This is a genomic window from Sinorhizobium sp. CCBAU 05631 (assembly GCF_002288505.1).
Classification (GTDB): domain Bacteria; phylum Pseudomonadota; class Alphaproteobacteria; order Rhizobiales; family Rhizobiaceae; genus Sinorhizobium; species Sinorhizobium fredii_C.
Window position 1 is genome coordinate 622597 of record NZ_CP023064.1, and the last position, 26559, is coordinate 649155.

A 26559-nucleotide genomic window follows, 5' to 3' on the forward strand; every position below is an offset into this window, starting at 1 on the left:
GGGTCGCTTCGCCCCGAAATCATGGATGTGATCGAGTCTGATAAATTCGAGCGGGATGCGGACATCCCGCTCGGTCATCTCGTCTCTTCGACGATATCCTGTGCATTCCAGCCTTCCGGCAGACGCACAGGACGCTTCACCGCCACGTCCTCCGCGAACAGCCCGTCGACGCCTTTTAGAAAGATCGCGGGCATGCCGCCCGGGTAGTCGAGGAGCCCGATGATCCGGCCGTCGGCGCCGCGTGTCCAGGCATTGGCCCGCCCCGCCGCCTCGGCACTTGGAGCGATGTCCGCAAAGGTTGGCCGCAGGTCGTAGCGCAGGCCGCTGCCGAGCCGTCCGGGCTGCTGCGCAAGCGTGATCCGGTTGAGCTCGACATTGCGGATGCCGGCGTCGGAGGTGGAAACGAGGTTGATCGCTCCCTCCATCCGGCCGCTGATCTCTTCGACAAGAAGGTTTTCGACGGTACCGGCCCGGCGCTCCGGGCGCCGGTCGACCACCGTCACCGTCAGGGCTTCGCCCGAGCCCCAGAAACCGTCGAGGGTTTCGTGGCAATCGACCTCGATCCGCGAAAAACGGATGTTTCGCATGTGGCCACCGTCGCGCGAGAACAGGCCGAGGCCGCGATTGGACTCGCTGACAGTGCAGTCCTCGAAGGCGATATTGCAGAAATCGCCGAAGGACTCTGTCCCGAGCTTGAGCGCGCAGCTCAGGCTCGAGACGGTGCAGCGGCGGACCGTCACGTCCTCGCAGGTCCCGATCGCCTTGCCGTCCGGCCCGGCACTCGTCTTCAGGCAGATGCCGTCGTCGGCGGTGGAAATGATGCAACCCTCGATCAGCACGCGACGGCAGGCGTCGAGAACGATGCCGTCGGTGTTCGGTAGCCGCCGGTCGTTGGTGATCGTGACGGCGCGGATGACGACGTCGTCGCAATCGGCGAGGTGCAGGGTCCACATCGGCGAGCCGGTGACCTGGAACCCGTCGAGGCAGACGGCCCGGCATCCCTCGAAGACCACCACGCGGGGCCGGAACTCAGCCGGAATGAAGGTGCCGACATCCGGGTCGTCGCCGGTGATGAAATGCTCGCCGCCCGCCTCGATCCTTCCCGGACCGGTGATCCGCACATTCTCGGCGTTGCGTGCGACGATCATGCCCCTGTCGGATTTTTCGGCGATGACGCGAACGGCCGTATCGCGATAGGCGTGGTAGTCAGGAATGGGCCGCAGCAGGACGCCTTCCGCCAGATGCAGTTCGACGCCGCTCTTCAGGAGCAGCCCGCCCGCCACGTGCTCGCCGGCGAGCAGCGACACGCGGCCGCCGCCGCAAGCGGCGACCTGATCGATTGCCGTCTGGATCTCGGCGGTCGCATCCCGGCCGGTCGCGTCGATGCTGAGCAGCTGCGGCGTCACGATTTGGTATCCTCCTCGAGAAGCACGTCGATCAAGAGCAGCATGGTCAACGCCTGGCCGTAGGGGGTCGGCAGGTTGGGGATGCGCCGGTAGAAGTCGAGGTCGTGGCCCATCGGCGTTCCATCGGAGACGCCCTGGACGACGCCCTCCGCGTCGATCTGGCCGAGCACCGCCATCAGGGCGCGATCGGCGTGGACGCGGTCTTCCTGCCGCAGGATGCCGGCTTCGATGCCGCGCAGGAGGCCATAGGCTATGCCGGCGGTGGCGGAGGTCTCGACAGGCGAGGTCGGGTCGTTCACAAGCGTATGGAACATGCCGTCGTCACGTTGATGACGCTTCAGCGCACGGACCTGGCTGGCGAGCACGTTTGAGAGGAAGCGCTTGTCGCTGGGGTTCAGCGAGGGCACGAGCTCGAAAAGCTCGGGGATCGCCACGGTGATCCAGGCATTCCCGCGCGCCCAGAAGGCTTTGGCGAAGTTGTGCCGGCCGTTGAAGGTCCAGCCGTGATACCAGAGGCCGGTGATCGGGTCGGAGAGATAGCGGGTGTGAACCATGAACTGGTAGACCGCCTCGTCGATCCAGTCGCCGCGGTCGCAGATCACCCCGGCGCGGGCGAGGAACAGGCAGGCCATGAACAGCGTGTCGTCCCAGAGTTCGCCGTCGTTCAGCCGCTCCTTGACGACGTGCTGGAAGCCGCCATCCTCGGTCTTGGGCAGCTTGTGCACCAGCCAGTCGGCCCAGTCCTCGACGAGGGCGCGGAAATCTGGCCGGTCGACATGCTCGGTCAGGATGACCAGCGGCAGCATAGGCGCCGAACTGTTGATCTGGCGCGGCGGCAGGCCGCGTTCGATCTGCCAGGCATACCAGCCGACGAGATCGTCGATCGCCTTGCGATCACCGGTGGCGATTGCGCGGCGCAGGAAGCCGTAGAGACCGACGCCGACCTCCCAGTCCCACTCGTCGAACTGGATACCGCCGGCATGATCCGCGCCGACGAGGCCTTCCTTGATGCCCTTGAGGCGGCTGAAGGCGGAGGCGACCTTGTCGATCTTCGTCTTGAGCATCGATCGCTCGATGTTGATCTTATTCATCTGCATGGTCCACTCATGAATAGAAGAGACGGTCCGCCCGACCGGCGGGACCCGCACTGTCGAAGGTGATCTCGGGCTGCGGCTGCGCGTGGCCGAAGGTCAGGGGCTTCCCGCCGAGCGAGAAGGCGCCGTCATGGGAAAGCCGCAACGCCGGCCGATTCGGAGGCGCGACCGAAAGCAGGCGCCGATCGGCGTCGAAGCTCACCTCGGTCAAGTGAATGCGCTTGCGAAATCGCTCGAGATCAGTGCCGCTGCCGCAGCCGATGGCGCCGATCCAGCCGCAGAGGCGTCCCTCGGAGCGGAGCTCGCGCCCGGCCGTGGCGCCCTTGGTAAGCATGGTGAGGCCGTTGGTGGCGTAAAGAGCGGCGAAGCCGGCGCCCGAGCGGACGATCAGCCAGTTGTCCTCGATGAGGATCTCATCGAAACCGTCCCGTCCGAGATAGGCGTGCGTCCAGCCGTTGCGATGATCCTCCGTGTCGAAGATCATCAGCGCCAGGTCGCGGTGCTGGGCGACGCGCGGAAGAATGCCGCTGCCTGCCCAGTAGGAGGGCCGCTGCGTGCCCCAGGGATCGTCCTCGCCCGGGTGGTTCACCCAGAGCCGCGCCATCGGGTGGCCCGCCAGGCGGATGTCCATCACGTGCTGCTGGTGTCCCTTTTGGCCGGTCTTGTGGTCGACGACCGTCGATAGCTGCGCCGCCTCGTTCTTGAAGAGAACGAGCTTGCCGGCATCGAGCCCCTGCGCGTAGCGGGCCTCGATGGCTCGGCCGGGCTCCAGCCGCGCCAGCCGGTCGAGACGGGTCGGCGGGACATAGGCGGATGAGCAGAACATCGGCAGCGACGCGACGCCGCCGTTCAGCCATCCCTCGCCGAAGGCGACCGCGGCGAAAGGCGCGAGCTCGGTCAGCGGTCCGGCCCGCAGTTCCTTGTCGTAGGCGCGGCCCTGCGAGCCCGCCGGCACGCCGGCAAGAGTATGCAGCGCGATCATCTCGAAGATCAGGTCGAGCTGGCGCCGGGCGCGGCCGGCGAGTTCCGGCTCGGCCCAATGTTCGAGCGCCAAAAGGCCGATGAAGTCGATCGGGTAATAGGCCGCCGAGTTCCATTCCGCGAGCCCATGCGCCTCGACTCTGTCGAACCAGCGATGAAGGCGTGCCTTGGCGAGCGCCGCCTGCTCACGTCCGTTCCGCCCCGAGGCCGCGAAGACGGCGTCCGGCAGGAAGTCTCCGGCGAGCAACTGGCTCGTATGGAAGCACAGCACATGGTTCTCGCTCCAGAACCACATCACGTCATTGCCGGGCTCGTCCACCCAGTAGCGGTAGGCGAGGACCGATGCCCGGATTCTCTCGACGGTCTGAGGTCCAAGGTGCCCCCCGTAGGCGCGGACCAGCCAGAGCAGCGGCACCAGGACGAAGTCGGAACAATCCTCGCGTCGGTCGATCGACTGCAGCGTCACCGCGATGAGGCGGTCGATCGTTGTCCTGTCGTCGCTGCCGGAGGCGACCATGGCAAGCGCCCGGCCGATGCGTTCCGCCCCGTGGCGGGCACTGAAATCGAGTGCCGCCCGCTTTCGCTCGGTGATGCTGCCCGCCCGTGTGGCTGGCGAAAGCCGGCCGAGGAAGGCGGTATCGATGACCCGGGTGACGGTGCCGGCGCCGGATCCGATCGTCAGCCGCACGCTGTGATAGCCATCGGGAATGCCGAGGGTTTCGGGAATGGAGAGCCGCGTCTCGGCTGCGCCGAGCGTCGTGGCAGCGCGCGTCAGGATCGCTCGATCGTGGCCATGGCTCACGACTTCGACGAGGAGGGGAAGGTCGGTTCCGGACGGGGCGTCGAAGACGAGTTCGAGCGCCGACCCGACGAAGACGTCGCGGCTGGGCCGGACGTCGCGCACAAGGGCGGCGAGGCGGTTGACCTCATCGCTGTCGAGAGGAACCGGCAGGACGACCGTCAGCGGCGCCTCATCCAGAAGCTCGAGCTCGAAGAACCAGATCGTGTCCCGTTCGGCGAGATCCTCCGCGTGAAGCAGGATTTCGTTGTCGCCCGGTTGAAGGTCGAGCGTTACGTCGGTCGTGCTCTCGACATTGCGCCGGAACGGTTCGAAGCGCACCTGCTCCGCGCCGTTCACCCAGATGCGCAGGCCGCCGCAGGTGCGGAGCCTCAGATGGAGCCGGCGCGGGGCATCGGTCCGCAACGTGCCCTTCAGCCACCGGCGGATATGGGTCGGCACATGCCAGAAGCCGGTGAATTCGACGCGGCGGTTCGAGCCCGGCAGGTTCAGATGCTCTGCCGGCCAGTCGCGTTCCGGTTCGATCGTCCGGCCGACCATCTCGGCCCAGAAAGCCTTGCGGCAGGGCAGGTCGCCGACATCGACGAAACCGTTGATGAAGCGGTAATTGACGCGATCCTCCGCCGGCGCCGCGGTCCCGGGGAAGCCGTCGCTGATCAGCTCGGAGACGATCCAGGCGGTGATCGTCTCGCCCTTTCGGACCTCATAGGTCGGGTCGAGAGACGGCGCTTGCGTTGCGGAATTCTCCTTCATAGACCGCCTCCCGTCGATCGTATGAAAATTTTTTCACCAGTGGCGTTCTGACCAGTTAGGACGTCCCGCCTGCGATATGCCGGCAAAGAAACAGCTTGACCTTTGCGCTGTCAAGTCGCAAAAAGGTGAAAATCGAATTTGGCAGAGGAGTTCCGGTTCGATTTATGAAAATATTTTCATAGGGAGGATGAGCATGTCGAAACTCTTATCGGGCGTCAGCGCCTTTGTAATCGCCGGCTTCGTCGGCGTGGCTTCGGCTCAGGCCGAAACCAAGACGATCACATTCCTGTTTACCGATGACGATCAGGGCTACGTCCAGCGCATGGCCGAGCTCAGCAGGGAATTCGAGAGCACCCATCCGGATGTGAAGGTCAATTTCGTCTCGTCCGGCTACGACGCCGTGGCCAAGCAGTTGCCGGTGCAGCTTGCGGTCGGTGAGGGCCCCGATCTCGCCAAGATCACCGATTGGCAGCTCGCTCCCTATTACCTGGACATGCGCCCCTACATGAAGGATCCGGAAGCTTACGCCAAGCTTCACGGCGCAAGCCTCGAACAACTGCGCCTGCCGAACATCAACGAGCCGAATTCCATCAACGGCTACGTGGCGTCGCAGACGCTCAACCTGCCCTTCGTCAACAAGACGCTGTTCGAGCAGGCCGGCGAGCCCCTGCCGGGGCCGAAGGCGACGCTCAAGGAGATCGTCGAAGCCTCGGCGCGGGTCGCGAAGGCAACGGGCGTGCAGGTTCCCTTCACCATGGACCGCTCCGGCCACCGCTTCTCGGGTGCCGCCTTCTCCTACGGTTCGACCTACGTGAAGGACGGCAAGTTCAACTTCCCGGACGAAGCAGCCAAGAAATATATCGCCGACGTCTATTCCTGGACCGAGAACAGCAGCTTTCCCAAGGAAATGTGGGGCGCGGCCGGCGGATCGCAGTACAAGAACATGGGTGACGAGTTCGTCAACGGCAACGTGGTGACCTATCTCGCCGGCAACTGGATGGTCAATCCGTTCCAGACCAAGATCGGCGACGCCTTCGATTGGACGGCGATCAATGCGCCTTGCGGCGAGGCCGGATGCTACGCCATGCCCGGCGCCACCGCGATCGTCGGCTTCAAGCGCACCAAGCACCCGGAAGCGGTGGCCGAGTTCATCGAGTTCCTCGGCTCCGAGAAGATCCAGCGGGAAATCGCCGAAAATTACGTGATCCTCACCGGCGCCGACATCAAGGACCCGCAGTACAAGCTTTCGAGCGAGAACGCCAAATCCGCCATGGCGGTGTTCCTCGACAACAAGAAGAACGTACCGCAGGCGGCGCGCGACTTCGAGCGCCAGAAGGGCGGATCGGCGCTCTACCAGCAGATCGTGCAACGCATGAGCCAGCTGATCGTCGGCGAATTGTCGCTCGATGAGACCTACAAGGTGCTGGAGGACGACGTGCGCAAAATAAACGAAGCGCGCGCCACCCAGTAAGCGCCACTCCCATAAGCCTCCCAGGCTGGACGGCGTGCCCGCTCCGTGGGCGCGTCGTCTCTCGCGCTCGAAGCAAAACGAAGAGGAACCTCATGCAGTCGTCGATAACTGTTCGCCACGCGGTTCACTACTCGCAGTCGGGAAGCCATGACCGGGAGCGAGTTGCGGCAGAACTTCATGATCGAGGAACTGTTTACGCCCGGGCGCGCGACCGCGGTCTACACCCATTACGACCGGCTGCTCCTCATCGGCGTGATGCCGGACAGGCAAGCGATCGGCTTCGGCGAGGACTTGGCACGCGTCGTCGGCGGCGAATTCCTGCTTGAGCGGCGCGAGTTGGGGCTGATCAATATCGGCGGTCCGGGGATCGTCCGGGCGGACGGAGCGGTCTTCGAGATCGGCTTCCAGGACGCGCTCTATCTCGGCATGGGGACCCGAGACGTCTCTTTCGAAAGCGCCGATCCTTCGGCGCCCGCCAAGTTCTATATGAACAGCGCCCCCGCCATGCCGCCTTTCCGGCCCGGCCTATCCGCAAGTCGGAAGCGATTGAGCTCAATCTCGGCGACGGCAAGACCTCGAACAAGCGAACGCTCTTCCAATATATTCATCCGGATGTCGTGCCGAGCTGCCAATTGCTGATGGGCATGACGCGGCTCGAGCCGGGCAGCGTCTGGAACACCATGCCGGCGCATACGCATGACCGGCGCATGGAGGCCTATCTCTATTTCGAGGTGCCGCAGGACGCCTTCGCGATTCATCTCATGGGACGGCCGGAAGCGACCGGCCACCTGATCGTCAGAAACGAACAGGTGGTCGTCTCGCCGCCCTGGTCTGTCCACTGCGGCGCCGGCACCTCGGCCTACGCCTTCATCTGGAGCATGGCGGGCGACAACAAGTCGTTCAAGGACATGGATTTCGTGCCGATGGGGGAGATCCGATGACCGCCGCCGCCGGCCCTTTCGACCTCATCGGAAAGCGGGCACTGGTCACCGGCGCACACTGGCCTGGGGGCAGGGCCTCGCTGTGGCGCTCGCTTCCGCCGGCACCGACGTCATCGGGCTGGGATCGCAGGAGATGCCCGAGACCCGGAGTAAGGTGGAGGCGCTGGGTCGGCGGTTTGAGGAGGTCGTCTACGATCTGCGCAATCCGCGCGGTATATCGGTGATGTTTGCCAGTCTTGTCGAAGGCGGACGAACGGTCGATATCCTGAACAACAATGCCGGGCAGATTCGCGGTCCGACTTCACCGAATTCACCGAAGAGGACTGGGACGACGTTCTGAACATCAATCTGAAGAGTGGCTTCGTGCTCTCCTAGGCGGTCGTCCGGCATATGCTCGAACGCGGCGTCAAGGGGCGCATCGTCAACATCGCCTCCCTCTTGTCCTTCCAGTGCTTGCCGTCGACGGCGGCTGGCTCGCCCGCTAGCTCGGAAGGCACCAGTTGCCGCTCTTCGGCGACCGCCTGCCCCATCTTCCTTTCGATCGCGTCCCATGCGAGGCTTCGGCTGGGATCGCCGCGGGCGGTGCAATTTCCGTTGCGGCCGGTTCCACCCGTTCCCCGACCGCCCCTCGGGCGTTATTTGCGGGAGTGCAGCATGCGGACACTCGAGCCTTTGCCGGTCGTCGCGATCATCGGAGGCGGTTTCAGCGGTGCCGCCGTTGCGCTGCATCTCACGCGCTCTCTGGGCGTGGAGCGAGCGGCGCGGATCGTCGTCTTCGAACGCCGCGCCAGGCTCGGCTCCGGCCTTGCCTATGACACGGCAGAGACCGCGCATCGCATCAATGTGCCGGCCTTCAAGATGAGCCTTTATCCGGACGAGCCGGAAAGCTTCGCTGACTACGTCGTCCGAGCCGATACGGTCGCGACCGATCCGGGCTCCAATAGTCCCGACGGCATAGCCTATCCGCGGCGGTCAGTGTTCGGCGACTATGTCGCGGCCGAACTCGCCCCTTGTCTCGCCAGCGGGGCGATCGAGCACAGGCGCAAGCGCGTACTTGAAATGAAGCGATCTGCAGGCCAGTGGACGATCCTTGCGGAGGATGGGGAGGCACTCGTCGCCGGCATTGCCGTTCTTGCCGTCACGCATCCGGCGCCGGCGCTGCCAAAGGCTCTGCTGCCGCTTTCGTCTTCCCCCAAGCTGATTGCGGATTCAACGCGCGCCGATGCGCTGGACGGCATCGCGCCGGCAGATCGCGTGCTGATCGTCGGCAATGGTCTGACAGCGGCGGATGTGGTCGCCGCGCTTGCCGAGAGAGGCCACGGCGGGTCGATCGTTTCCATTTCGCGGCGCGGCCTGCGGTCTCGCGGCCACCCGGCGATCGCGCAAGAACCGTTTGGCGACTTCGTCTCCGATCCGGCCAGCCGCGCATCGGAGCTTCTTCGCCGTATTCGCCGAACGCTGCGGGACGCCCGGCAACAGGGCCTGAGCTGGCATCCGGTCATCGACGCGGTGCGGGCGCAGGGCCAGCAGATCTGGCAGGCCTTGCCGCTCGTCGAGCGCCGCCGCATTGCGCGGCTGGCGCGATCCTATTGGGACGTGCATCGGTTTCGCATAGCGCCGCAGGTCGAAACCGTTCTGGACAAGGCGATCGAGGAAGGCCGACTGGAAATTGTTGCTGCCTCCATCGCATCGGCGGCGATCGAGGACGGGGAGATCCGGGTCGATCTCCGGCAGCGCGGCCGCGACGCGCCGCGGCGGATCGTCGTCGATGCGATCGTGGTAACCACCGGCCCCGCCCATGGCGAGATCCTGAAGTCTCAGCCCTTTCTGGCGGGACTTGAGAGGGACGGCGTGCTCGCTCCTTGCGAAACCGGTCTCGGGATTGCATGCGATCTTCGTTCTCGCGCCGTTGGCGCGGACGGCCGGGTGCAGCCGAACCTCTTCATCGCCGGACCGCTGGCGCGCGGCACCTTCGGCGAATTGATGGGTCTTCCCCAGGTGACGGAGCATGCGGTTTTCGTCGCCCGAGAAATCCAGGCGCTGCTCACGATGAACGAAGCGAACGGCTTCACCCCGTCTCCGGCCTGAGAATTCTCCCACCGACTCGGAGAAAATATTATTTTGATTAAAAACAGCGGCTTGATCGTAATTTCGGGCGTGCGCAGACGCCTTTCACGGTGAAATTTGGTTTTGCCATTGCATATCTCGAAGCAGCATCTATATATACCCCGTCGAACATTGCTTGTGACCTTTGTCTACGCGCTGATGCGCTTCGCCAGATTTCCTTTCAAATATCGATCAAATCGGGTGAATACTCGCCCGTAATCTCTACCATGAAAGGAAATCGTTATGAGTTCAGGCACCGTAAAGTGGTTTAACAGCACCAAGGGCTTTGGCTTCATCCAGCCCGACGACGGCTCCACGGACGTGTTCGTCCATATCTCCGCCGTCGAGCGGGCCGGGCTGCGCTCGCTGGCCGAGGGCCAGAAGGTGACCTACGACATCGTCCGCGACAACAGGTCCGGCAAGAGCTCGGCAGACAATCTGCGAGCTGCTTAAATTGTCATTCGCCTCCGCTGACCACGGATGTACTGGCAGGGAGCGTTTGAATGACAGGGCGCCGTTGCGCGTCTGAAAAGATGCGCGGCGTTCAAGAGGAGGTCGGGGTAATGCCCGGCCTTTTTTGCTTGTGCCACCTAAAGGGCACAGACGAAGGAGATGGCCATGAGCCGGAACACCTACAATGTTGGCGATACGGTCGTGCTGAAGTCCGACCTGATGCGGATGTTGGCGGCCGACAGGACCTGCCGTATCGTCGGCATCCTGCCTGCCGCCGAACACGGAGAAGCACAGTATCGCGTCCGGCTCGGGACCGAGACCTTTGAACGTCGAATTTTCGAACACGATATCGATCCTGCGGAAAGCGCCCTGCCGGTCAGTGAACGCGTTCCGGCGGCAACGGTCAGTGGCAGTCCTTGGCTTAAGCCGTTGAGCATCAGGACCGCCAAGTGAATAAGGGCTGGAGCGCGCACGCGCCTCTTATTCCCCCGCAAGGAAGCACTCGGAATTTCCCGCCCTCTGGTTCTGATCGAAGGAACCATGTAGCAACTCATCAAACGGAAAGGATGTATTTTGCAGGTACTTGTCAGAGACAATAACGTCGACCAGGCTCTCCGCGTTCTCAAGAAGAAGATGCAACGCGAAGGCGTCTTCCGCGAAATGAAGATGCGCAGCGCCTATGAAAAGCCCTCCGAAAAACGTGCTCGCGAAAAGGCCGAGGCCGTTCGCCGCACCCGCAAGCTTGCGCGCAAGAAACTGCAGCGCGAAGGCCTTCTGCCCTCGCCGAAAAGAGTGGCGCGCACGCGCTGAGCATGTCTGTGCGGGTCAGGGGCGAGAGCGTCGGCTCTATTTGCCCTCCCGCGCAGCCCTTCCTTCAGGCGACTGTCACGACGCGTACATGTCCGCGGCGCTCTAGCACGTCGATGACGACGCTGGTGCCGGAGTGGTTTGCCGCCACGTCGACGGAGCCGGAGCCGATTTGCAGGTTCCGGATCTCGAGCTCCTCGATGAAGCCGGGCAAATAGGGCGTATCGAAGGTGATCTGCATCTGCTTCGTAAAGAATTCTATTCCGAGGCACGACTGAAGCAGCGATAGCGGCGCTGCCGCCGCCCAGGCCTGGGGAATGCAGGCGACCGGGTAGAAGGTCGGGCCCTGGGCGCGCTGGCGCGGAAAACCGCAAAAGAGCTCCGGTAGACGCCGCAGATCGATATAGGTCGAGGCTGCAAACAGTCCCTCAAAGATCCGCGCCGCCTGCAGACGAAAGCCGTAGCGCGCCAGACCGAGCGCGATCAAGGCATTGTCGTGCGGCCATACCGAACCGTTGTGGTAACTCATCGGGTTGTAGCGGCTTTCGGTGACCGGGATGGTTCGTATCCCCCAGCCCGAAAACGAGGCGCCCGACATCAGCGTCTTTGCGACAACTTCGGCTCGCTCGGGAATCGCAAGTCCGGTGAGCAGGGCATGCCCTGCATTTGAGGAGCGGACCCGGCAGGGCTGCTTGTCGCCGTCAAGCGCCAACACATAGGTGCCGAGTTCCGCATCGAAGAAGATCGCGTCGAAGCGATGCCGCAAGTCATCGGCGCGGCGCGAGAACTCGACGGCCCGGTCCTCGTGGCCGAGAACCCTGAGCATCCTCGATGCCGCCTCCCAGGCGCCATAGACATAGGCCTGCACTTCCGCGATGGCGATCGGCCCCCTGGCGAGCGTACCGTCGGCGTGGAAGACGGAGTCGTGGCTGTCCTTCCAGCCCTGGTTGGCGAGCCCTTCCTCGGTCCGGCGACCGTATTCGACGAAGCCGTCGCCGTCGCGATCGCCGTGGACATCGATCCATTTCAACGCGGCCTCGATATTCGGCCAGATCGTCCGGATCGTCGAAACGTCGCCGGTGCGTTGCAAGTACTGCCCGGCCAGCATCACGAAAAGCGGCGTCGAGTCGACGCTGCCGTAATAGCGGCGGAATGGAACTTCCCGCAATTCGGCCATCTCGCCGAAGCGCACCTCGTGCAGGATCTTGCCTGGTTCGGCATCCGACAGGGGATCGAAATCGGTCGCCTGGTTGGCGGCGAGATGCGCAAGCACGCCGCGGGCGATCTCCGGATCGAGCCACAGGGTTTCGATCGCAGCAATGATCGCGTCGCGGCCGAAAACCGTGCTGAACCAGGGGATCCCCGCATAGGGGTAAGGTCCTTCATTGGTCTCGGTGATGAGCATGTAGAGGTCGGATATGCTGCGGCGCACGACCTCGTTGAAGACCTCGTTCGAACTGACGATCGCCGCCGCCCGCCCCGAAGAGGTGCGCAACGCACGACGCGCATCCCGGAGCGCAAAGAAGAACGACCTGTGACCGATGGTGATCGCCGGCTCCCGCTGGCAATTGACCTCAAGGAAAAGCGTTCGGCTTTGACCGGGTGCAAGACCGATCTCGAAAACGGCTTCGGTTGCAGAAAGGCGCGAGGGCGGCGGATCGAAGCCAAGCCGGGTCGTCCGCTTCTGAGCGTCCAGTCCGGTATAGGAAAGATGCACCTCGCTGGCCTTTGCCGTCGGCGGATGCATCTGGCCGCGCTTTTTGCGCTGCTTGCCGCGCACCTCGAACAAATCCGCGAAATCGGCTGCAAAGGCCAGCCTGATTTCTATCTGATGCGGCCTCTCATGAAAATTGCGCACCAGGATCCGTTCATAGCAGGTGCCGTTCCAGAGAAAACGGGACCGCCTGAGATGGATCGAATCATGGGGAAGCGCCAGTGCGCCGCTCTCGTCCAGGAAGTCAGGATTGGTCAGGTCGCAGGTCAGCGTCGCGTTGTCGTCTCTCAAGGTGGAGGAGAGGAGCAAGGGTCGAGCGCCGTTGATGGTCACGGCGAGATGGGAGAGATGCCGTGTGTCGCGATGGAACAACCCTTCGGGGCTGCCGGAACCCGAATAGGCGTCGCCGTTGTGGTCGAAGACGGCGAAGGTATCGCCGTGCTTCAAGGTGTTCGGACGTCGTTCCTGCAGGGAGGTGGCTGCAGCAACCGCATATTCGGGCGGCTCGGTGACCGGAGAGTCGACGTTCTCAGGGGACATGGCGCTTCCCTTGGCACGCACCGCGGGGCGCCCCGCGAAGATGTCCGTTAACAACACCCTGCTGATTTTGTTCCCAGTTTGAGGAAATAAGTGGGCAGCGGATGGACAATTGCGCAGGAGCCAACCGGAGTTGACGAGGCACGGCTTGGCAACCTCACCCGCCTCCATGGAACAAGGCTGCAAGTGGCTGGTTTGAATGACATAACCAGTCGCGTTCCACGACGGGAGGAGCCAAGATGAGCAATGACACGAGCGGACGCAACCTCGGGGACCAGCCCGGTTCCCCCGCAACGACGCCGGACCGTGCGGGCAACCAGCCGGAAGCCGGAACAAGGGAAGGCGAAGGCGGCATGGACCGTTCCCTGCAGCAAGCCGTCCGCGAGGACCTCGACGAACTTCGGCAATTTGCCGATGAGCGGACGGAAGAAGCCAAGGAAGCCGTCAGCCGCGCTGCGGAGGACGAGAAGAATGTGGCCGCACGCCAGCTTGGCGGCATCGCCACGGCGCTTGAGAAAGTCGGCGGCGAACTCGAACAGTCGGATCAACGCGCGCTCGGCCGCTATGCCAAGCAGATGGGCAGTTCGCTGCAAGACTTGGCACGCGACATCGAGGGCCGCGAGCTCGGCGAAATTGCCGCCATGGCGGAGGATTTCGGCCGGAAGCAGCCGCTGGCCTTCCTGGGCATGGCGGCCATTGCCGGGTTGGCCGCCAGCCGTTTCCTGACGGCCTCGGCTCATCGCCGCAGCAGGCGGAGCGTTTCCCAACCGTCCTCGCCAACGCCATCGGGAAGCAGTCGACCAAGTGAAGGCGGGTGGAATTTTACGGAGGATCGGCGCAATGCTTAACCATCGGGACGACCGCCCCCTATCGGAACTGATGACCGGGCTGGTGGCGGATATATCGGGACTTTTCCGCAAGGAAATCGATCTCGCCAAGGCGGAGGCGTCGGAGAATGTCAACCGGGCGATAGGCAGCCTGGAGACGCTTCTAATCGGCCTGATCTTCGCCATCGGTGCCATTGGCGTGCTGTTGAGCGCGGCCGTCCAGGGACTGGCCGCCTTTCTCATCGCGCGGGGCATGATCGAGCCGAACGCCGACGCCCTGTCGGCCGTCATCATAGGCGTCGTAGTCGCGCTTCTCGCCTGGGCGATGATCTCGCGCAGTCTCTCGAACTTGCGCGGCAACAGCCTCAAGTTCGATAAGACGGCCAGCTCCCTGCAGCGCGACCTGGACGTCGTGAAGGAGAGAGTGCAATGAACGACTATTCCCACACGCACTCGGCTGCCGAACTGCAGCGCGAGATCGAGGCCGATCGCCAGCGGATCGAGGAAAAGTTCCACGCCATCCAGGAACGGATGTCGCCGGGCCAACTGATGGACGAGATGCTTGAATATGCCAAATCGAGCGGCGGCGCCGAATATATGGGCAATCTCGGCGCCGCGCTCAAGGCGAATCCCATTCCGGTCGCATTGATGGGAGTAAGCCTCGCCTGGCTCCTCGCCAATCCGGGCTCACGCGCGCCGAAATACCCGGATAACACCGCGGACGAGTATCCGCTCGCCACCGTGACCGGCCCGGTGAAACGCACCGGCCCGATCGAGGAGAGCTTCGGCGAGCGCTACAGCCACTTCGCGGACGAAAGCGGCAATCGCTTCCGGGCGATGACGGATGCCGCCGGGCGCCGCGCCGGCCACTTCATCGACCAGAGCGGCAAGATCTATCGCGGTTTTGCCGACGCAGCCGGCCAGCAGATCGAGGATATAAGGGACGAGACCGGTGCCCTGTTCGACGAGGCCTCCGGTTGGGCGTCGAGAACCTGGCGGCAGGTGAGCGCCTCGGCGAGCCGCATGTCCGAGAGCCTTGCGGACACCGGCCGGTCGCTCGCGGGAAGCGTGCAGTCGGCGGGAAGGTCGCTGGAAGACCAGGGCGCGCGATTGAATGCCGCGATCCTCCAGCATTTCCGCGATCAGCCGCTGGTCGGCGGCGCGCTCGCCTTTGCGGTCGGTGCGGCAATCGGCGCGACGCTCCCGCACACGGAGGCCGAAGACGAGGCCATGGGCGAGGCGGCGGACGAAATGCGCAGCAACCTCGCCGCGAAGGCAAATGCCGCAGTTGGCGAGGCGATCGGCACGGCACAGGAGGTGTTGGATAAGACGAGCAATGCCGCCTTGGAAGCCCACGACGCCGCCAGGGACCGTGTCCGCGAAACGCTTCGGGAGTGACGGCTCGCCTGCGGTGGCCTGATCGACGAGTGCCGCGATAAGCCGCTCCAATCGACGGGCGACAGTTTCCGCTGTCGCCCCTTGACCATGCTCGCCTCGAAGTTCTCGCCACCCCACCCCTCATAGTCTGATCCTCCCAGCCACACGGGGGCCGGCGGCGGGCCGTATTTGCCCTTCGGCTGCGCTTCGGACGCCGGTCCACTTCCAGTCATCGTCATAACAGAGCCGCTGCAACCACCCCGTTGTTGACATTTTTTGCAGAACGTGAAATTTCTTTCAGTAGGCGATAAAAATATCATGCAATGCAAAAAGTCACGCGGCGCAGCATCGGACGGGAAGCGATGGCGATCATCGGGGGATTGGCGGTTCGGGATGATGAAGCCAGCATGGCGACGCGGGCGGCCTGGCTGCACTACGCCGGCGGCTTGACCCAGGCGGAAGTCGCCAAGCGCCTCGGCCTCACCTCGTTGAAGGCGCACCGGCTGATCATGAGGGCCAACCAGGAAGGCCTGGTGAAGGTCTATATCGACGGCGACGTCTCCGAATGCGTCGAGCTCGAACAGAAGCTTTCCGGCCGCTACGGCCTCGACTATTGCGAGGTCGTTCCGGATTTCGACAGCGACGACCTGCCGCTGAAGGCGCTCGGCATTTCGGGCGCGCAGTTCCTGAGGCGCGAGATCGAGCGGGGCGAGACGGCGCTGATCGGCGTCGGCCACGGGCGAACGCTTGCGGCGTGCGTCGAATACCTGCCGCGCACGCCCAGCAACAACACGCGCTTCGTCTCGCTGCTCGGCGGCCTGACGCGCAAGTTCTCAGCCAATCCGCACGACGTGATCCATCGGCTGGCGGAGCGTACCGGTGCCGAAGCCTTTGTGATGCCGGTGCCGTTCTTCGCCAACACGGTCGAGGACCGTGACGTGCTGTTCAGCCAGCGCGGCGTTCGCGAGGTCTTCGAGCTGGCGAAATCGGCCGATCTCCTGATGGTCGGCATCGGCACGGCCGAGCGCGAGGCATCCCTGGTTGCCACCGGCATGATCGAGATGAGCGAAATCGAGGCCATTCAGAAAAGCGGTGCCACGGGCGAGCTGCTCGGCCACTTCTTCGACGCAAAGGGCCGGCCGATCGAGACGACGCTTTCCAACCGCACCTTCACGCTCGGCCGCAAGGACCTGCGGGACCGCCGCACCGTGGCGGTCGCCGGCGGCAGGATCAAGACACGCGCGATCCGTGCGGTGCTCGAAAGCGGGCTCTTGAATGGGTTGATCACCGACGAGCGCACGGCGCAGGCGCTCGCTGCCTAGCGCATCGGCCCGAAAATCGGACCCGATTTTCGGAAAGCCGATGCGTAGGTTCAAAGACTTATAGCGTCCTCTGAGCGTCCCGAAGGACGCACGGCGCTGGAGAAACATTCGAGGCCGCGGCAGGGGGAGGAAACCACCGCGGCCGGGGAGGCAGTACCGGTCGGGTAGCCGGTCAGCTCATTGAAGCATTCTTACCCGCAACGGAGGAGAAAACAGATGTATGAGAAGGAGAAAGACCTCATAAGCGCATTCCTGCGCGGCGAGGTGGACCGCCGCGGGATGCTGAAGGGCCTCGGTGCGGCAGGTCTGACGGCAGGCACCGCCGGCACGTTGTTCAACATGATGTCGACCCGGGCGCTTGCCGCCGATTTCGACTGGAAGGCGCATTCCGGCAAGTCGGTGAAGCTGCTCTTGAACAAGCATCCCTATGCCGATGCGATGATCGCCAACCTGCAGACCTTCAAGGATCTGACGGGCATGGAAGTCACCTACGACGTCTTCCCGGAGGACGTCTATTTCGACAAGGTGACGGCGGCGCTGTCCTCGAGTTCGTCGGAATACGACGCCTTCATGACCGGCGCCTACATGACCTGGACCTACGGCCCGGCCGGCTGGATCACCGATCTCAACGAATGGATCAAGGATACGACGAAGACCAACCCCCAATATGGCTGGGATGATTTCCTGCCGGGCGTCAAGGCGTCCTGCGCCTGGAACGGCCAGCCGGGTGGCGCGCTCGGTTCGGAAGACGCCAAGCAATGGTGCATTCCCTGGGGCTACGAGCAGAACAACCTCTCCTACAACAAGGAGATGTTCGACAAGGTCGGGGTCGGCGTTCCGAAGAACCTCGATGAACTACTGACGACGGCCGCAAAGCTCACCAAGGACGTCGGCGGCGGGGTCTACGGCATCGGCGTACGCGGCTCGCGCTCCTGGGCGACGATCCATCCGGGCTTCCTTTCGGGCTATGCGAACTTCGGCCAAAAGGATTTGAACGTCTCGGCCGACGGCAAGCTTTCGGCCGCTATGAACACGCCGGAATCGAAGGCCTTCCACGCCAAGTGGGTGCAGATGATCCAGGAGAGCGGCCCGAAGGACTGGTCGACCTATACCTGGTACCAGGTCGGCACCGACCTCGGCGCCGGCGCCTCGGCGATGATCTACGACGCCGACATCCTCGGCTACTTCATGAACGGCGGCGATAACAAGATGGCTGGCAAGCTTGCCTATGCGCCGTTTGCCGCCAATCCGGCCGCCTCCGCACCGACGCCGAACATCTGGATCTGGTCGCTGTCGATGTCCAACTTCTCCAAGGACAAGGACGCGACCTGGTACTTCCTGCAATGGGCGACGGGACTTGAGCACGCGATCTTCGGCGCGACGAAGATGGATTTCGTCAACCCGGTGCGGGCGACCGTCTGGAAGGACGAAATCTTCCGCGAGCGGCTGAAGAAGAGCTATCCGGGCTATGTGGAGATGCACGACATTTCCGCGCCGGGCGCCAAGATCCACTTCACCGCCCAGCCCCTGTTCTTCGACCTCACCACCGAATGGGCGGCAACGCTCCAGAAGATGGTGGCGAAGGAAGTGCCGGTCGACGAGGGGCTCGACAAGCTCGCCGAGAGCATCAATCGCCAGCTCGCGGAAGCAGGACTCGGCTGATCGCCGGCGGCGCCGGCCCGCACGCCGGGCCCGGCACACCGCAACGAATGCGCATACGAGGAGGGGGTCTGGCTGCGCCGGCCGCGGCCGGCCCCTTCATCGCCTTTCGAAATGGCATTTGAACGGAGCTGGCCATGGCTTCAGTGACGCAATCCGGGGCAACGCCCCGCGGTTTCAGGATCAGCAAGAAGGTTCTGCCCTATGTGCTTTCCCTGCCGGCGCTTCTCGTCTGCATCGGCATCCTGATCCCGTTTTTCTCGGCGGTGGTCTATTCCTTTCAGCGCTACCGGCTGAGCCAGCCGTGGGCGCGCCAGTTCAACTGGGGCGAGAACTACCTGAATTTCTTCACCGATTCCGGCTTCTGGAATACGCTCAGGGTCTCGCTCGTCTATGCCGGCACCACGGTGGTCCTCGAACTGCTGCTTGGCCTCGGCATTGCCCTGCTTTTGCAGCGACGCTCGACCGTCAACAATTTCATCTCGATCATGCTGCTCTTGCCGCTGATGACGGCGCCGGCGCTGGCGGCTCTGATGTGGAAGCTGATGACCAATCCGGGCTTCGGCATCCTCAGCTACTTCGCCAGCCTGATCGGCCTCGAGAATTTCCGCTGGGCCTCCTCGCCAGACACGGCGCTCCTGACGGTCGTGCTCGTCGACATCTGGGTCTACACGCCCTTCATCATGATCTTGCTGCTTGCAGGCTTGCGTTCCCTGCCGACCCAGCCCTTCGAGGCGGCGGCCCTCGACGGCGTGCCGCGCAGCTTCGTGTTCTTCCGCATCACCCTGCCGATGCTGACGCCCTATATCCTGACGGCGACACTCTTCCGGCTGCTCGACTCGATCCAGCAATTCGACATCATCTATGCGATGACGCAGGGCGGCCCGGGCGATACGCTGACCGTCTTCCAGGTCGAGGCCTATCTCAATTTCTTCCAGTCGACCAATGTCGGCCGTTCCGCCGCGCTGCTGATCATCCTGTGGGCGATCACCTACATTCTGTCGAACGTCTTCATCAAGAACTGGCTCCGGCTGCGCGAGCGCGCCCGCGGCGAGGCGTAGAGAGGTCAAGATGGAAGCCATGTCTCCGCTCGAACGGCTGCTGCGCGGCGTTGCCCTGACGCTGGTCGTCGTCTTCTTCATGTTCCCGATCGTCTGGATTTTCCTGATGTCCTTCCAGACAAACGAGACGATCCTCAGGATACCGCCATCGGTGGTCTTCACGCCGACATTGGACAACTATGCGGCGCTGATCACCGGAAAGCTGCAGACCGCCGCCGGCACGCTCGACATCGCCTTCATGCGCAATCTTGGGAACTCGGTGTTCTTGTCGGTCGTATCCGTCGCCGTGGCGCTCGCCCTCGGCGTCCCCGCCGCCTACGCCTTCGCGCGGCACAAGTTCAGGGGTTCGGAGGATATCGCCTTCACGCTGCTCTCCTTCCGTTTCGCGCCGCCCCTGCTGGTGCTGCTGCCGCTGACGCAATATTTCCAGTGGCTTGGCCTCTCGAACACCTATTTCGGTCTGATCTGGGTCTATCAGCTCATCTGCCTGCCGCTCATCCTCTGGATCGTGCGCGGCTATTTCGAAGACATCTCGGCCGATGTCGAATATGCCTATCGCATTGCCGGCCATTCCTGGTTCTCGACCTTCCGCAAGATCGCCTTGCCGCTGGCGGGGCCCGGGATCGCCGCCGCTGGCCTGCTCGCCTTCATCTTCGCCTGGAACAATTTCGTCTTCGCGCTGGTGCTGGCCTCGGCCGACAAGCAGCCGGTGACGGTCGGCGCGCTTGCCTTCGTCACGGCCTCAGGCATCCAATACGGCCAGATCGCCGCGGCGATCGTGCTGTCAATCACGCCGACGCTCGCTCTCGCACTCTACGCCCAGCGCTACCTCGTCGAAGGCCTGTCGCTCGGCGCGGTGAAGGGATAATCGCTAATGACGACACTTGAATTGAAGAATATCGTCAAGCGCTACAAGAGCCAGACCGTCCTCGACGATCTGTCGCTCGAGGTTGCCGACGGCGAGCGGCTGGTGCTCTTCGGCCCGTCCGGCGCCGGCAAAACGGTCCTCCTGAGGCTGATTGCCGGCGTTATCGACCCGGACGAGGGCCGCGTGCTGATCGGCGGCGAGGATATGACGGACGTCGATGCGGAGCATCGCGGCGTCGGCATGGCCTTCCAGAATTTCGCCCTGTTCCCGCATATGAGCGCCTTCGACAATATCGCCAGCGCGCTCACCGCGCGAAGATTCCCGAAGGAGGCGATCGCCGCCGGGGTCGAGAAGGTGGCGAAGCTCCTGAAGATCGACCACGTGCTCAGCCATCATCCGAAGGCGCTTTCCAACGGGCAGAAGCAGCGCACGGCGCTTGCCCGGGCGCTTGTCGGCTCCCCGCCGCTGCTCCTCCTCGATGATCCGCTTCGCAACGTCGATGCCAAGCTTCGCTTCGAGATGCGCCTGGAACTGCCGCGTCTTCTCGCCGCCCAGGGTGCGACCGTCGTCTACGTTACCCAGGACTATAAGGAGGCGATGGCGCTCGGCGACCGGATCGCCGTAATGTTCGAGGGACAGCTTCGCCAGATCGGCACGCCGGCCGACATCTACGACACGCCAGCGGAACTCGAGATCGCCCGGCTGTTCGGCGACCCGACGATCAACCTGCTCGACGTCGTGCCGCAGCGCGGGCCGGACGGCGCCTTTGCCGAACTGTCCGGCGTTCGCCTTAGGCTGCCGGGGTTCGGGCCCGAAATCGTCGGGAAGGCCTGCGTTCTCGGCATCCGGCCGGAAAACATCACCTTCACCGCGGCGTCCGCGCCCGGGGCAATCCCCGTCACGGTCGAGGCCGAAACGCCGCTCAACGAGAAAACCGTCACCCTGACGCTAACGGCGCGCCGCCGGGAAATCCTCGTTTCTCGCCCGGCGGGCACACCAGGCCCGCAGGCCGGGCCGGCGCACCTTGCGGTCAACAGCCGGACGACCCTGCTGTTCGACAAAGGCAGCGGCCGGCTGATGCGGCCGTCGGAGCCTGCCTCCAAGCGGAATGGAGAAGCGGCATGACCGACATTGCGCTCCTGCTGAAGGATGTCGACAAGTTCTACGGGCCGATCGACTACGGCGTCCATGCCGTGAAGAAACTCAGCATGGATGTCAGGAAGGGCGAGATCATCGCGCTCCTTGGCTCGTCTGGTTGCGGCAAGACCTCGACGCTCAGGATGATCGCCGGCTTCGAGGCGGTGTCTCGCGGCAAGATCTCGCTTGGCGGCCGCGAAATCCAGACATTCCCGCCGGTTCGCCGCAACGTGGCCATGGCCTTCGAAGGCTATTCGCTTTATCCGCCGCTGACGGTGCGGGAGAACATTGCCTTCGCGCTCAAGGCCTCGAAGCTGTCGCAGAGCACCGTCGACGAGAAGGTGGCCAGCATCGCCAGGCTGCTCGAGATCGAGGACATACTCGGCCGCTATCCAAGCTCGATCTCCGGCGGCCAGCAGCAGCGCGCCTCGCTCGGCCGGGCGCTGATCCGCGACGCCAGCCTGCATCTGCTCGACGAGCCGATGGGGCAGCTCGAGCCGCAATTGCGCGCCGTGCTGCGCGGCCGCATCAAGCACTACATCAAGGAACGCGGGCTGACCGCCATTCTCGTCACCCACGACCAGACCGAAGCAAATGCACTTGCCGACCGCATCGCCGTCATGGAGGGCGGCGTGCTGCAGCAGTTCGACACGCCGCAGCGGATCAAGGAGCGGCCGGCCAATCTCTTTACCGGCACCTTCGTCGGCGAGCCGCCGATGAACGTCTTCGAGGCGAGCGTCACCGCCTCCGAAAGCCGCCTGGCCTTCGGCCTCAAGGACGGCATCCGGCTGGAATATGCCGCCTCCGATTTCTCGCATGCGGTGCGCGATGCGCTGAGAAAGCGCCAGCGGGTGATTCTCGGCGTCAGGCCCTATGCGGTGAAACGCAGCGCCGACGGCGTCACCGGCCGCGTCGCCGTCAACCAGTGGCTCGGCGACCAGACGCATATCGCCGCGGATTTGGCCGGCGGGACGCTGGTGCTGGTGGAGCACGATCGGGCAAGGCTCGAGGTGGGCCAGCCGATCGGCATTCGCCTCGAGCCGGCGAGCCTGCATGTCTTCGACGTCGAGAGCGGCGCGGCGATCTCGCATGGGGAGGAGCTCGCCTGATGCGCGACATCCTGATCGGCATCGATGCGGGGACGTCGGTCATCAAGTCGGTCGCCTTTGACCTCGGCGGCCGGCAGCTCGCCATGGCGGCCGTTCCGAACAGCTACGAGGCGGTGGAGCGAACCGGCAGCGTGCAGGACCTGCGCCGCACTTGGGCGGACACCGTGAAAACCCTGGTCGAGCTCTCGGCCAGGATCGAGAACCTCCCTGGCCGCGTTGCCGCGATCGCGGTGACCGGTCAGGGAGACGGCACGTGGTTGATCGACAGCGACGGCGAGCCGGTCGGCAAGGGCTGGCTCTGGCTCGATGCGCGGGCCAGCGAAACGGTCGAGCGGCTGCGCGGCGACAGCGGCGATGTCGAGCGTTTCGCGCATACCGGTTCGGGACTTGCCGCCTGCCAGCAGGGGCCGCAACTGCGCTGGATGCTGGAAAACGCGCCGGAGATGCTGGAGGGAGCCGCCACGGCCTTCCATTGCAAGGATTGGCTCTATTTCAACCTCACGGAAAGGCGCGCCACCGATCCATCGGAGGCGAACTTCACCTACGGGGACTTCCGTACCCGGCAATATTGCGACGCGGTGATTTCCTTCCTCGGTCTCGAGAGGCTTACGCATCTGCTGCCGGAAATCGTTGACGGGGCGGCGTCGCATCATCCGCTCTCTAAGGCTGCCGCCTCGGCCACCGGCCTTCCGGTCGGGACGCCCGTGGTGCTCGGCTATGTCGACGTGGTCTGCACGGCGCTCGGGGCAGGGCTTTATGATCCGGGAACCGATGCAGGGTGTTCGATCATCGGCTCGACCGGCATGCACATGCGGCTGGCGAAGAGCGCCGACGACGTTCGGCTCAACCGCGACCTGACCGGCTACACCATGTGCATGCCGATCCCGAACACCTATACGCAGATGCAGTCGAACATGGCGGCGACGCTCAACATCGACTGGATCCTTTCGATCGCCGGCGGCGTCCTAAAGGGGATGGGGGTCGAGAAATCGAAGGGCGAGTTGCTCGCCCATGTGGATGGCTGGCTTGAGGAGGCGAGGGGCACGCCGCTGCTCTTCGAGCCCTATATTTCCGAAGCCGGCGAGCGCGGTCCCTTCGTCGACGCTGCGGCGCGTGCCTCCTTCGTCGGCCTGTCGAGCACCCATGGTTTCGGCGACATGGTCCGGGCCGTCTTCGACGGCCTCGCCCTTGCCGCCCGCGACTGTTATGCCGAAATGGGGCCGCTGCCGGAGCGCATTCGGCTGACCGGCGGGGCGGCGCGCAGCGCCTCTTTGCGCCGCATCCTCGGCGGTGCGCTCGGCGCCAGCATCCAGACCAGCGAACGCGAGGAGGCGGGCGCCGCGGGCGCCGCGATGATCGCTGCCGTTTCGCTCGGCATCTACCCCTCGATGGCCGATTGCGCTGGCGATTGGGTGCGGCCGCAACTGCGCACTGCCGAGCCGGCCGACGAGGAACTGGTCCGGCGCTATGACGCGCTTTTCCCCGCCTACCAGCAATCGCGCCTCGCACTCAGGCCCGTCTGGCACGCGCTCTCCCACGCGGCCGGCTCGGGAGATCAACAGGACAAACCGAAATGAAGAAGATTGCCATCATCGGCGACCGGTTCATGCTGCCGGAGGTGTTCCGCGACAAGATCGTCGCGGCCTGCGGCGACGGACATGAGATCCGCATCCTTGAACAGCCCTGGCCGGATGTGCCGATGGAGCATGGCTATGCGGTCGAGGGGATGGACGGGCTCAAGGAATATCTCGGCAAGCCCGCCGAGATCATCCGCTGCGTCGGCGACGCCGAAATCCTGGTGACGCAGCTTGCGCCCTTGTCGCGGGCGATGTTGTCCGAACTGCCGAACCTGAAGCTCGTCGCCGTCTCCCGCGGCGGGCCGGTCAATATCGACATGAGTGCCGCCCGCGATGCCGGTGTGCGGGTCGTCAACACGCCGGGACGAAATGCGAGCGCCGTCGCGGAGTTCACGATCGGCGCCATTCTCGCCGAGACGCGGCTGATCCGGGTGGGCCACGAGGCGTTGCGCAAGGGCGAATGGCGCGGCGATCTCTACCGCGCCGACCGCACCGGCCGCGAGCTTTCGGAATTGACCGTCGGCGTCGTCGGCTACGGCAATATCGGTGCCAAGGTCGTCCGGCTGCTGCGCGCCTTCGGCACCAAGGTGATCGTCCACGACCCCTATGTGCAGCTCAGCGCCGAAGACCGCAACGCCGGTGTCGAGCACGTCTCGCTCGACGACCTGCTGGCGCAATCGGACGTGGTGACGCTGCATCCACGCGTCACTGCCGAAACGCGAAACATGATGAATGCGGAGGCCTTCGCGAAGATGAAGCCGGCGGCGATCTTCGTGAACACCGCGCGCGGTCCGCTCTGCGATTATGAGGCGCTTTACGAAAACCTCGTCAGCGGTCACCTGTCGAGCGCCATGCTGGAGACATTCGCGGTCGAGCCGGTGCCGGAAGACTGGCCGCTCTTGAAGTTGCCGAACGTGACTCTGACGCCCCATATCGCCGGCGCCTCGGTCCGGACCGTTACCTATGCAGCCGAAATGGCGGCGGAGGAGGTGCGCCGCTACATCGCCGGCCTGCCGCCGGTCAATCCGTGCTGAGGGGAGGGCGATGAGCGAGCCCGGGACATACGACCTATTCGTCATCGGCGGCGGCATCAACGGCGCGGGCATTGCCCGCGATGCAGCCGGCCGCGGCCTTTCCGTGCTGCTCTGCGAGAAGGACGATCTTGCCCAGGGCACGAGTTCGCGGTCCGGAAAGCTCATTCATGGGGGCTTGCGCTATCTCGAATATTACGAGTTCCGGCTGGTCCGCGAGGCACTGATCGAGCGCGAGGTGCTGCTCCGATCGGCGCCGCACATCATCTGGCCGATGCGCTTCGTGCTGCCGCACAACCCCGCCGACCGACCGGCTTGGCTTGTCCGCCTCGGCCTGTTTCTCTACGACCATCTCGGCGGCCGCGAGCGCCTGCCGGGCACGCGGACGCTCGACCTCAGGACGGCGCCGGAAGGCGCGCCGATCAAAACGTCCTATCGCAAGGCGTTCGAATATTCCGACTGTTGGGTGGACGACGCCCGGCTGGTCGTCCTGAGCGCCCTTGATGCGGAGCAGCGAGGCGCCCGAGTCCTCACCCGCACCGCCTGCACGAGCATCCGCCGCCGCGGCGAGCTCTGGCAGGTCGAGATGACTGATGCCGGGACCGGTGCGAGGACGGAGGCGCGGGCGCGCTGCGTCGTCAACACCGCCGGCCCCTGGGTCAACGACACGATCGGCCGGGTCGCCGGGCTCAGCTCCCGCCGCAGCGTCCGGCTCGTCAAGGGCAGCCATATCGTTGTGCCGAAGTTCTGGGAGGGGAGGCAGGCCTATCTCGTCCAGAATCCCGACAAACGGGTCATCTTCATCAATCCCTATCAGAACGATCTGGCGCTGATCGGTACCACCGACATTCCCTACGAGGGACGGCCGGAGGACGTTGCCGCCGATGCCGACGAGATCGCCTATCTGATGAAATCGGTGAACCGCTATTTCAAGCAACAGCTCAGCGAGGCAGACATCATCCAGAGCTTCTCCGGGGTCCGGCCGCTCTATGACGACAATGCCGAGAATCCTTCGGCGGTGACGCGCGACTATATTTTCGAGTTGGATGCGGCGAACGGCGAGGCGCCGCTGCTTTCCGTCTTCGGCGGCAAGATCACCACCTTCCGCAAGCTTTCCGAACATGCACTGGAGCGGTTGAAATCTTTCTTTCCGAAAATTGGTCCGGCCTGGACCGCGGGTGCCCACCTGCCGGGCGGCGATATGGCGAATGCGGATTTCGACCAATTCCTTGGAGAGCTGCGCGCCTGCTATCGCTGGCTGCCGGCCGATCTCTTGAAGCATTATGCCAGGCTTTACGGCACGCGGACCCACGCGCTGATCGACGGGGCAACGTCGCTCGACGAGCTCGGCACCGGCTTCAGCCGGCTCTTCCGCGAACGCGAAGCCCGCTTCCTGATCGAAACCGAATGGGCACGGACGGCGGAGGATCTGCTCGAGCGTCGCACCAAGCATGGCCTGCATATGAGCGAAGCCGAGAAGCGGGCCTTCGGCGGCTGGCTCAAGGGTCAGCAGGCGGCCGCATGAGAAA

The 26559-nt window shown here is 64.1% G+C and carries 23 protein-coding genes and 1 pseudogene; 19 read left to right on the forward strand and 5 right to left on the reverse strand.

What is annotated here, in order from left to right:
• Positions 1 to 74 precede the first annotated feature (74 nt).
• The 3 genes from SS05631_RS22510 to SS05631_RS22520 are packed head-to-tail and all read right to left on the reverse strand — an operon-like array spanning position 75 to position 5033.
• The gene (locus SS05631_RS22510; RefSeq protein ID WP_037419592.1) at positions 75 to 1409 is read right to left on the reverse strand and encodes a glycoside hydrolase family 28 protein; all 1335 of its coding nucleotides are present in this window, start codon (positions 1407 to 1409) and stop codon (positions 75 to 77) included.
• Positions 1403 to 2497: a glycoside hydrolase family 88 protein gene (locus SS05631_RS22515; RefSeq protein ID WP_037419746.1), complete on the reverse strand. Its 1095-nt coding sequence runs from the start codon at positions 2495 to 2497 to the stop codon at positions 1403 to 1405. The genes SS05631_RS22510 and SS05631_RS22515 overlap by 7 nt, the downstream gene beginning before the upstream one ends.
• A 13-nt stretch (positions 2498 to 2510) precedes the next feature.
• The gene (locus SS05631_RS22520) at positions 2511 to 5033 is read right to left on the reverse strand and encodes a hypothetical protein (RefSeq protein ID WP_037419594.1); all 2523 of its coding nucleotides are present in this window, start codon (positions 5031 to 5033) and stop codon (positions 2511 to 2513) included.
• A 193-nt stretch (positions 5034 to 5226) separates the two neighbouring features.
• Here SS05631_RS22520 and SS05631_RS22525 point away from each other — a divergent pair, with 193 nt between their 5' ends.
• From SS05631_RS22525 to SS05631_RS32070, 3 genes and pseudogenes are all read left to right on the forward strand, one after another.
• Entirely contained in the window at positions 5227 to 6504 is a 1278-nt protein-coding gene (locus tag SS05631_RS22525; RefSeq protein WP_037419597.1) for an ABC transporter substrate-binding protein, read from the forward strand.
• Between the two features lie 92 nt (positions 6505 to 6596).
• A pseudogene (gene kduI / locus SS05631_RS22530) lies at positions 6597 to 7445 on the forward strand (5-dehydro-4-deoxy-D-glucuronate isomerase).
• An 82-nt stretch (positions 7446 to 7527) separates the two neighbouring features.
• A complete protein-coding gene (locus SS05631_RS32070; RefSeq protein WP_244412172.1) occupies positions 7528 to 7785 on the forward strand; it encodes a hypothetical protein in 258 nt (85 codons plus the stop codon).
• A gap of 31 nt (positions 7786 to 7816) precedes the next feature.
• Here SS05631_RS32070 and SS05631_RS31465 read toward each other — a convergent pair whose 3' ends face one another.
• On the reverse strand, positions 7817 to 7975 hold the full coding sequence (locus SS05631_RS31465; RefSeq protein ID WP_162109115.1) for a hypothetical protein: 159 nt from the start codon (positions 7973 to 7975) through the stop codon (positions 7817 to 7819).
• A gap of 124 nt (positions 7976 to 8099) precedes the next feature.
• Here SS05631_RS31465 and SS05631_RS22540 point away from each other — a divergent pair, with 124 nt between their 5' ends.
• The 4 genes from SS05631_RS22540 (at position 8100) to rpsU (ending at position 10814) form a co-directional block, all read left to right on the forward strand.
• On the forward strand, positions 8100 to 9533 hold the full coding sequence (locus SS05631_RS22540; protein WP_037419749.1) for an FAD/NAD(P)-binding protein: 1434 nt from the start codon (positions 8100 to 8102) through the stop codon (positions 9531 to 9533).
• A 261-nt stretch (positions 9534 to 9794) separates the two neighbouring features.
• The gene (locus SS05631_RS22550) at positions 9795 to 10004 is read left to right on the forward strand and encodes a cold-shock protein (protein ID WP_037419601.1); all 210 of its coding nucleotides are present in this window, start codon (positions 9795 to 9797) and stop codon (positions 10002 to 10004) included.
• A 165-nt stretch (positions 10005 to 10169) separates the two neighbouring features.
• Positions 10170 to 10457 (forward strand): hypothetical protein, encoded by a 288-nt coding sequence (locus SS05631_RS22555; RefSeq protein WP_037419605.1) that lies wholly within the window; start codon positions 10170 to 10172, stop codon positions 10455 to 10457.
• A 120-nt stretch (positions 10458 to 10577) separates the two neighbouring features.
• A complete protein-coding gene (gene rpsU / locus SS05631_RS22560; protein WP_014331582.1) occupies positions 10578 to 10814 on the forward strand; it encodes a 30S ribosomal protein S21 in 237 nt (78 codons plus the stop codon).
• A 64-nt stretch (positions 10815 to 10878) separates the two neighbouring features.
• Here rpsU and SS05631_RS22565 read toward each other — a convergent pair whose 3' ends face one another.
• A complete protein-coding gene (locus SS05631_RS22565) occupies positions 10879 to 13065 on the reverse strand; it encodes an amylo-alpha-1,6-glucosidase (RefSeq protein WP_037419611.1) in 2187 nt (728 codons plus the stop codon).
• 236 nt (positions 13066 to 13301) lie between these two features.
• Between SS05631_RS22565 and SS05631_RS22570 the strand changes: the two genes are divergently transcribed.
• From SS05631_RS22570 to SS05631_RS22625, 12 genes are all read left to right on the forward strand, one after another.
• The gene (locus tag SS05631_RS22570; protein WP_037419618.1) at positions 13302 to 13910 is read left to right on the forward strand and encodes a hypothetical protein; all 609 of its coding nucleotides are present in this window, start codon (positions 13302 to 13304) and stop codon (positions 13908 to 13910) included.
• Entirely contained in the window at positions 13903 to 14322 is a 420-nt protein-coding gene (locus tag SS05631_RS22575; RefSeq protein ID WP_037380277.1) for a phage holin family protein, read from the forward strand. Before SS05631_RS22570 ends, SS05631_RS22575 begins: the two co-directional genes overlap by 8 nt.
• Entirely contained in the window at positions 14319 to 15287 is a 969-nt protein-coding gene (locus tag SS05631_RS22580) for a DUF3618 domain-containing protein (RefSeq protein ID WP_037419624.1), read from the forward strand. The genes SS05631_RS22575 and SS05631_RS22580 overlap by 4 nt, the downstream gene beginning before the upstream one ends.
• A gap of 341 nt (positions 15288 to 15628) precedes the next feature.
• A complete protein-coding gene (locus SS05631_RS22585; RefSeq protein ID WP_037419752.1) occupies positions 15629 to 16588 on the forward strand; it encodes a sugar-binding transcriptional regulator in 960 nt (319 codons plus the stop codon).
• Positions 16589 to 16804: 216 nt separating this feature from the next.
• Positions 16805 to 18250: an extracellular solute-binding protein gene (locus tag SS05631_RS22590; protein ID WP_037419627.1), complete on the forward strand. Its 1446-nt coding sequence runs from the start codon at positions 16805 to 16807 to the stop codon at positions 18248 to 18250.
• Between the two features lie 134 nt (positions 18251 to 18384).
• Positions 18385 to 19308, forward strand: coding sequence for a sugar ABC transporter permease (locus SS05631_RS22595; RefSeq protein ID WP_037419630.1), 924 nt, complete (start codon positions 18385 to 18387; stop codon positions 19306 to 19308).
• Between the two features lie 10 nt (positions 19309 to 19318).
• A complete protein-coding gene (locus SS05631_RS22600; protein ID WP_037419632.1) occupies positions 19319 to 20176 on the forward strand; it encodes a carbohydrate ABC transporter permease in 858 nt (285 codons plus the stop codon).
• Between the two features lie 6 nt (positions 20177 to 20182).
• Positions 20183 to 21301 carry an ABC transporter ATP-binding protein gene (locus SS05631_RS22605; protein ID WP_037419635.1) on the forward strand — a complete coding sequence of 373 codons (1119 nt, stop codon included), beginning with the start codon at positions 20183 to 20185 and terminating at the stop codon, positions 21299 to 21301.
• Positions 21298 to 22422 carry an ABC transporter ATP-binding protein gene (locus tag SS05631_RS22610; RefSeq protein ID WP_037419638.1) on the forward strand — a complete coding sequence of 375 codons (1125 nt, stop codon included), beginning with the start codon at positions 21298 to 21300 and terminating at the stop codon, positions 22420 to 22422. The genes SS05631_RS22605 and SS05631_RS22610 overlap by 4 nt, the downstream gene beginning before the upstream one ends.
• Entirely contained in the window at positions 22422 to 23999 is a 1578-nt protein-coding gene (locus SS05631_RS22615; protein ID WP_037419640.1) for an FGGY-family carbohydrate kinase, read from the forward strand. Before SS05631_RS22610 ends, SS05631_RS22615 begins: the two co-directional genes overlap by 1 nt.
• Positions 23996 to 25033, forward strand: coding sequence for a 2-hydroxyacid dehydrogenase (locus SS05631_RS22620; RefSeq protein ID WP_037419643.1), 1038 nt, complete (start codon positions 23996 to 23998; stop codon positions 25031 to 25033). The genes SS05631_RS22615 and SS05631_RS22620 overlap by 4 nt, the downstream gene beginning before the upstream one ends.
• Positions 25034 to 25043: 10 nt before the next feature.
• Entirely contained in the window at positions 25044 to 26555 is a 1512-nt protein-coding gene (locus SS05631_RS22625; protein WP_037419647.1) for a glycerol-3-phosphate dehydrogenase, read from the forward strand.
• Positions 26556 to 26559 lie beyond the last annotated feature (4 nt).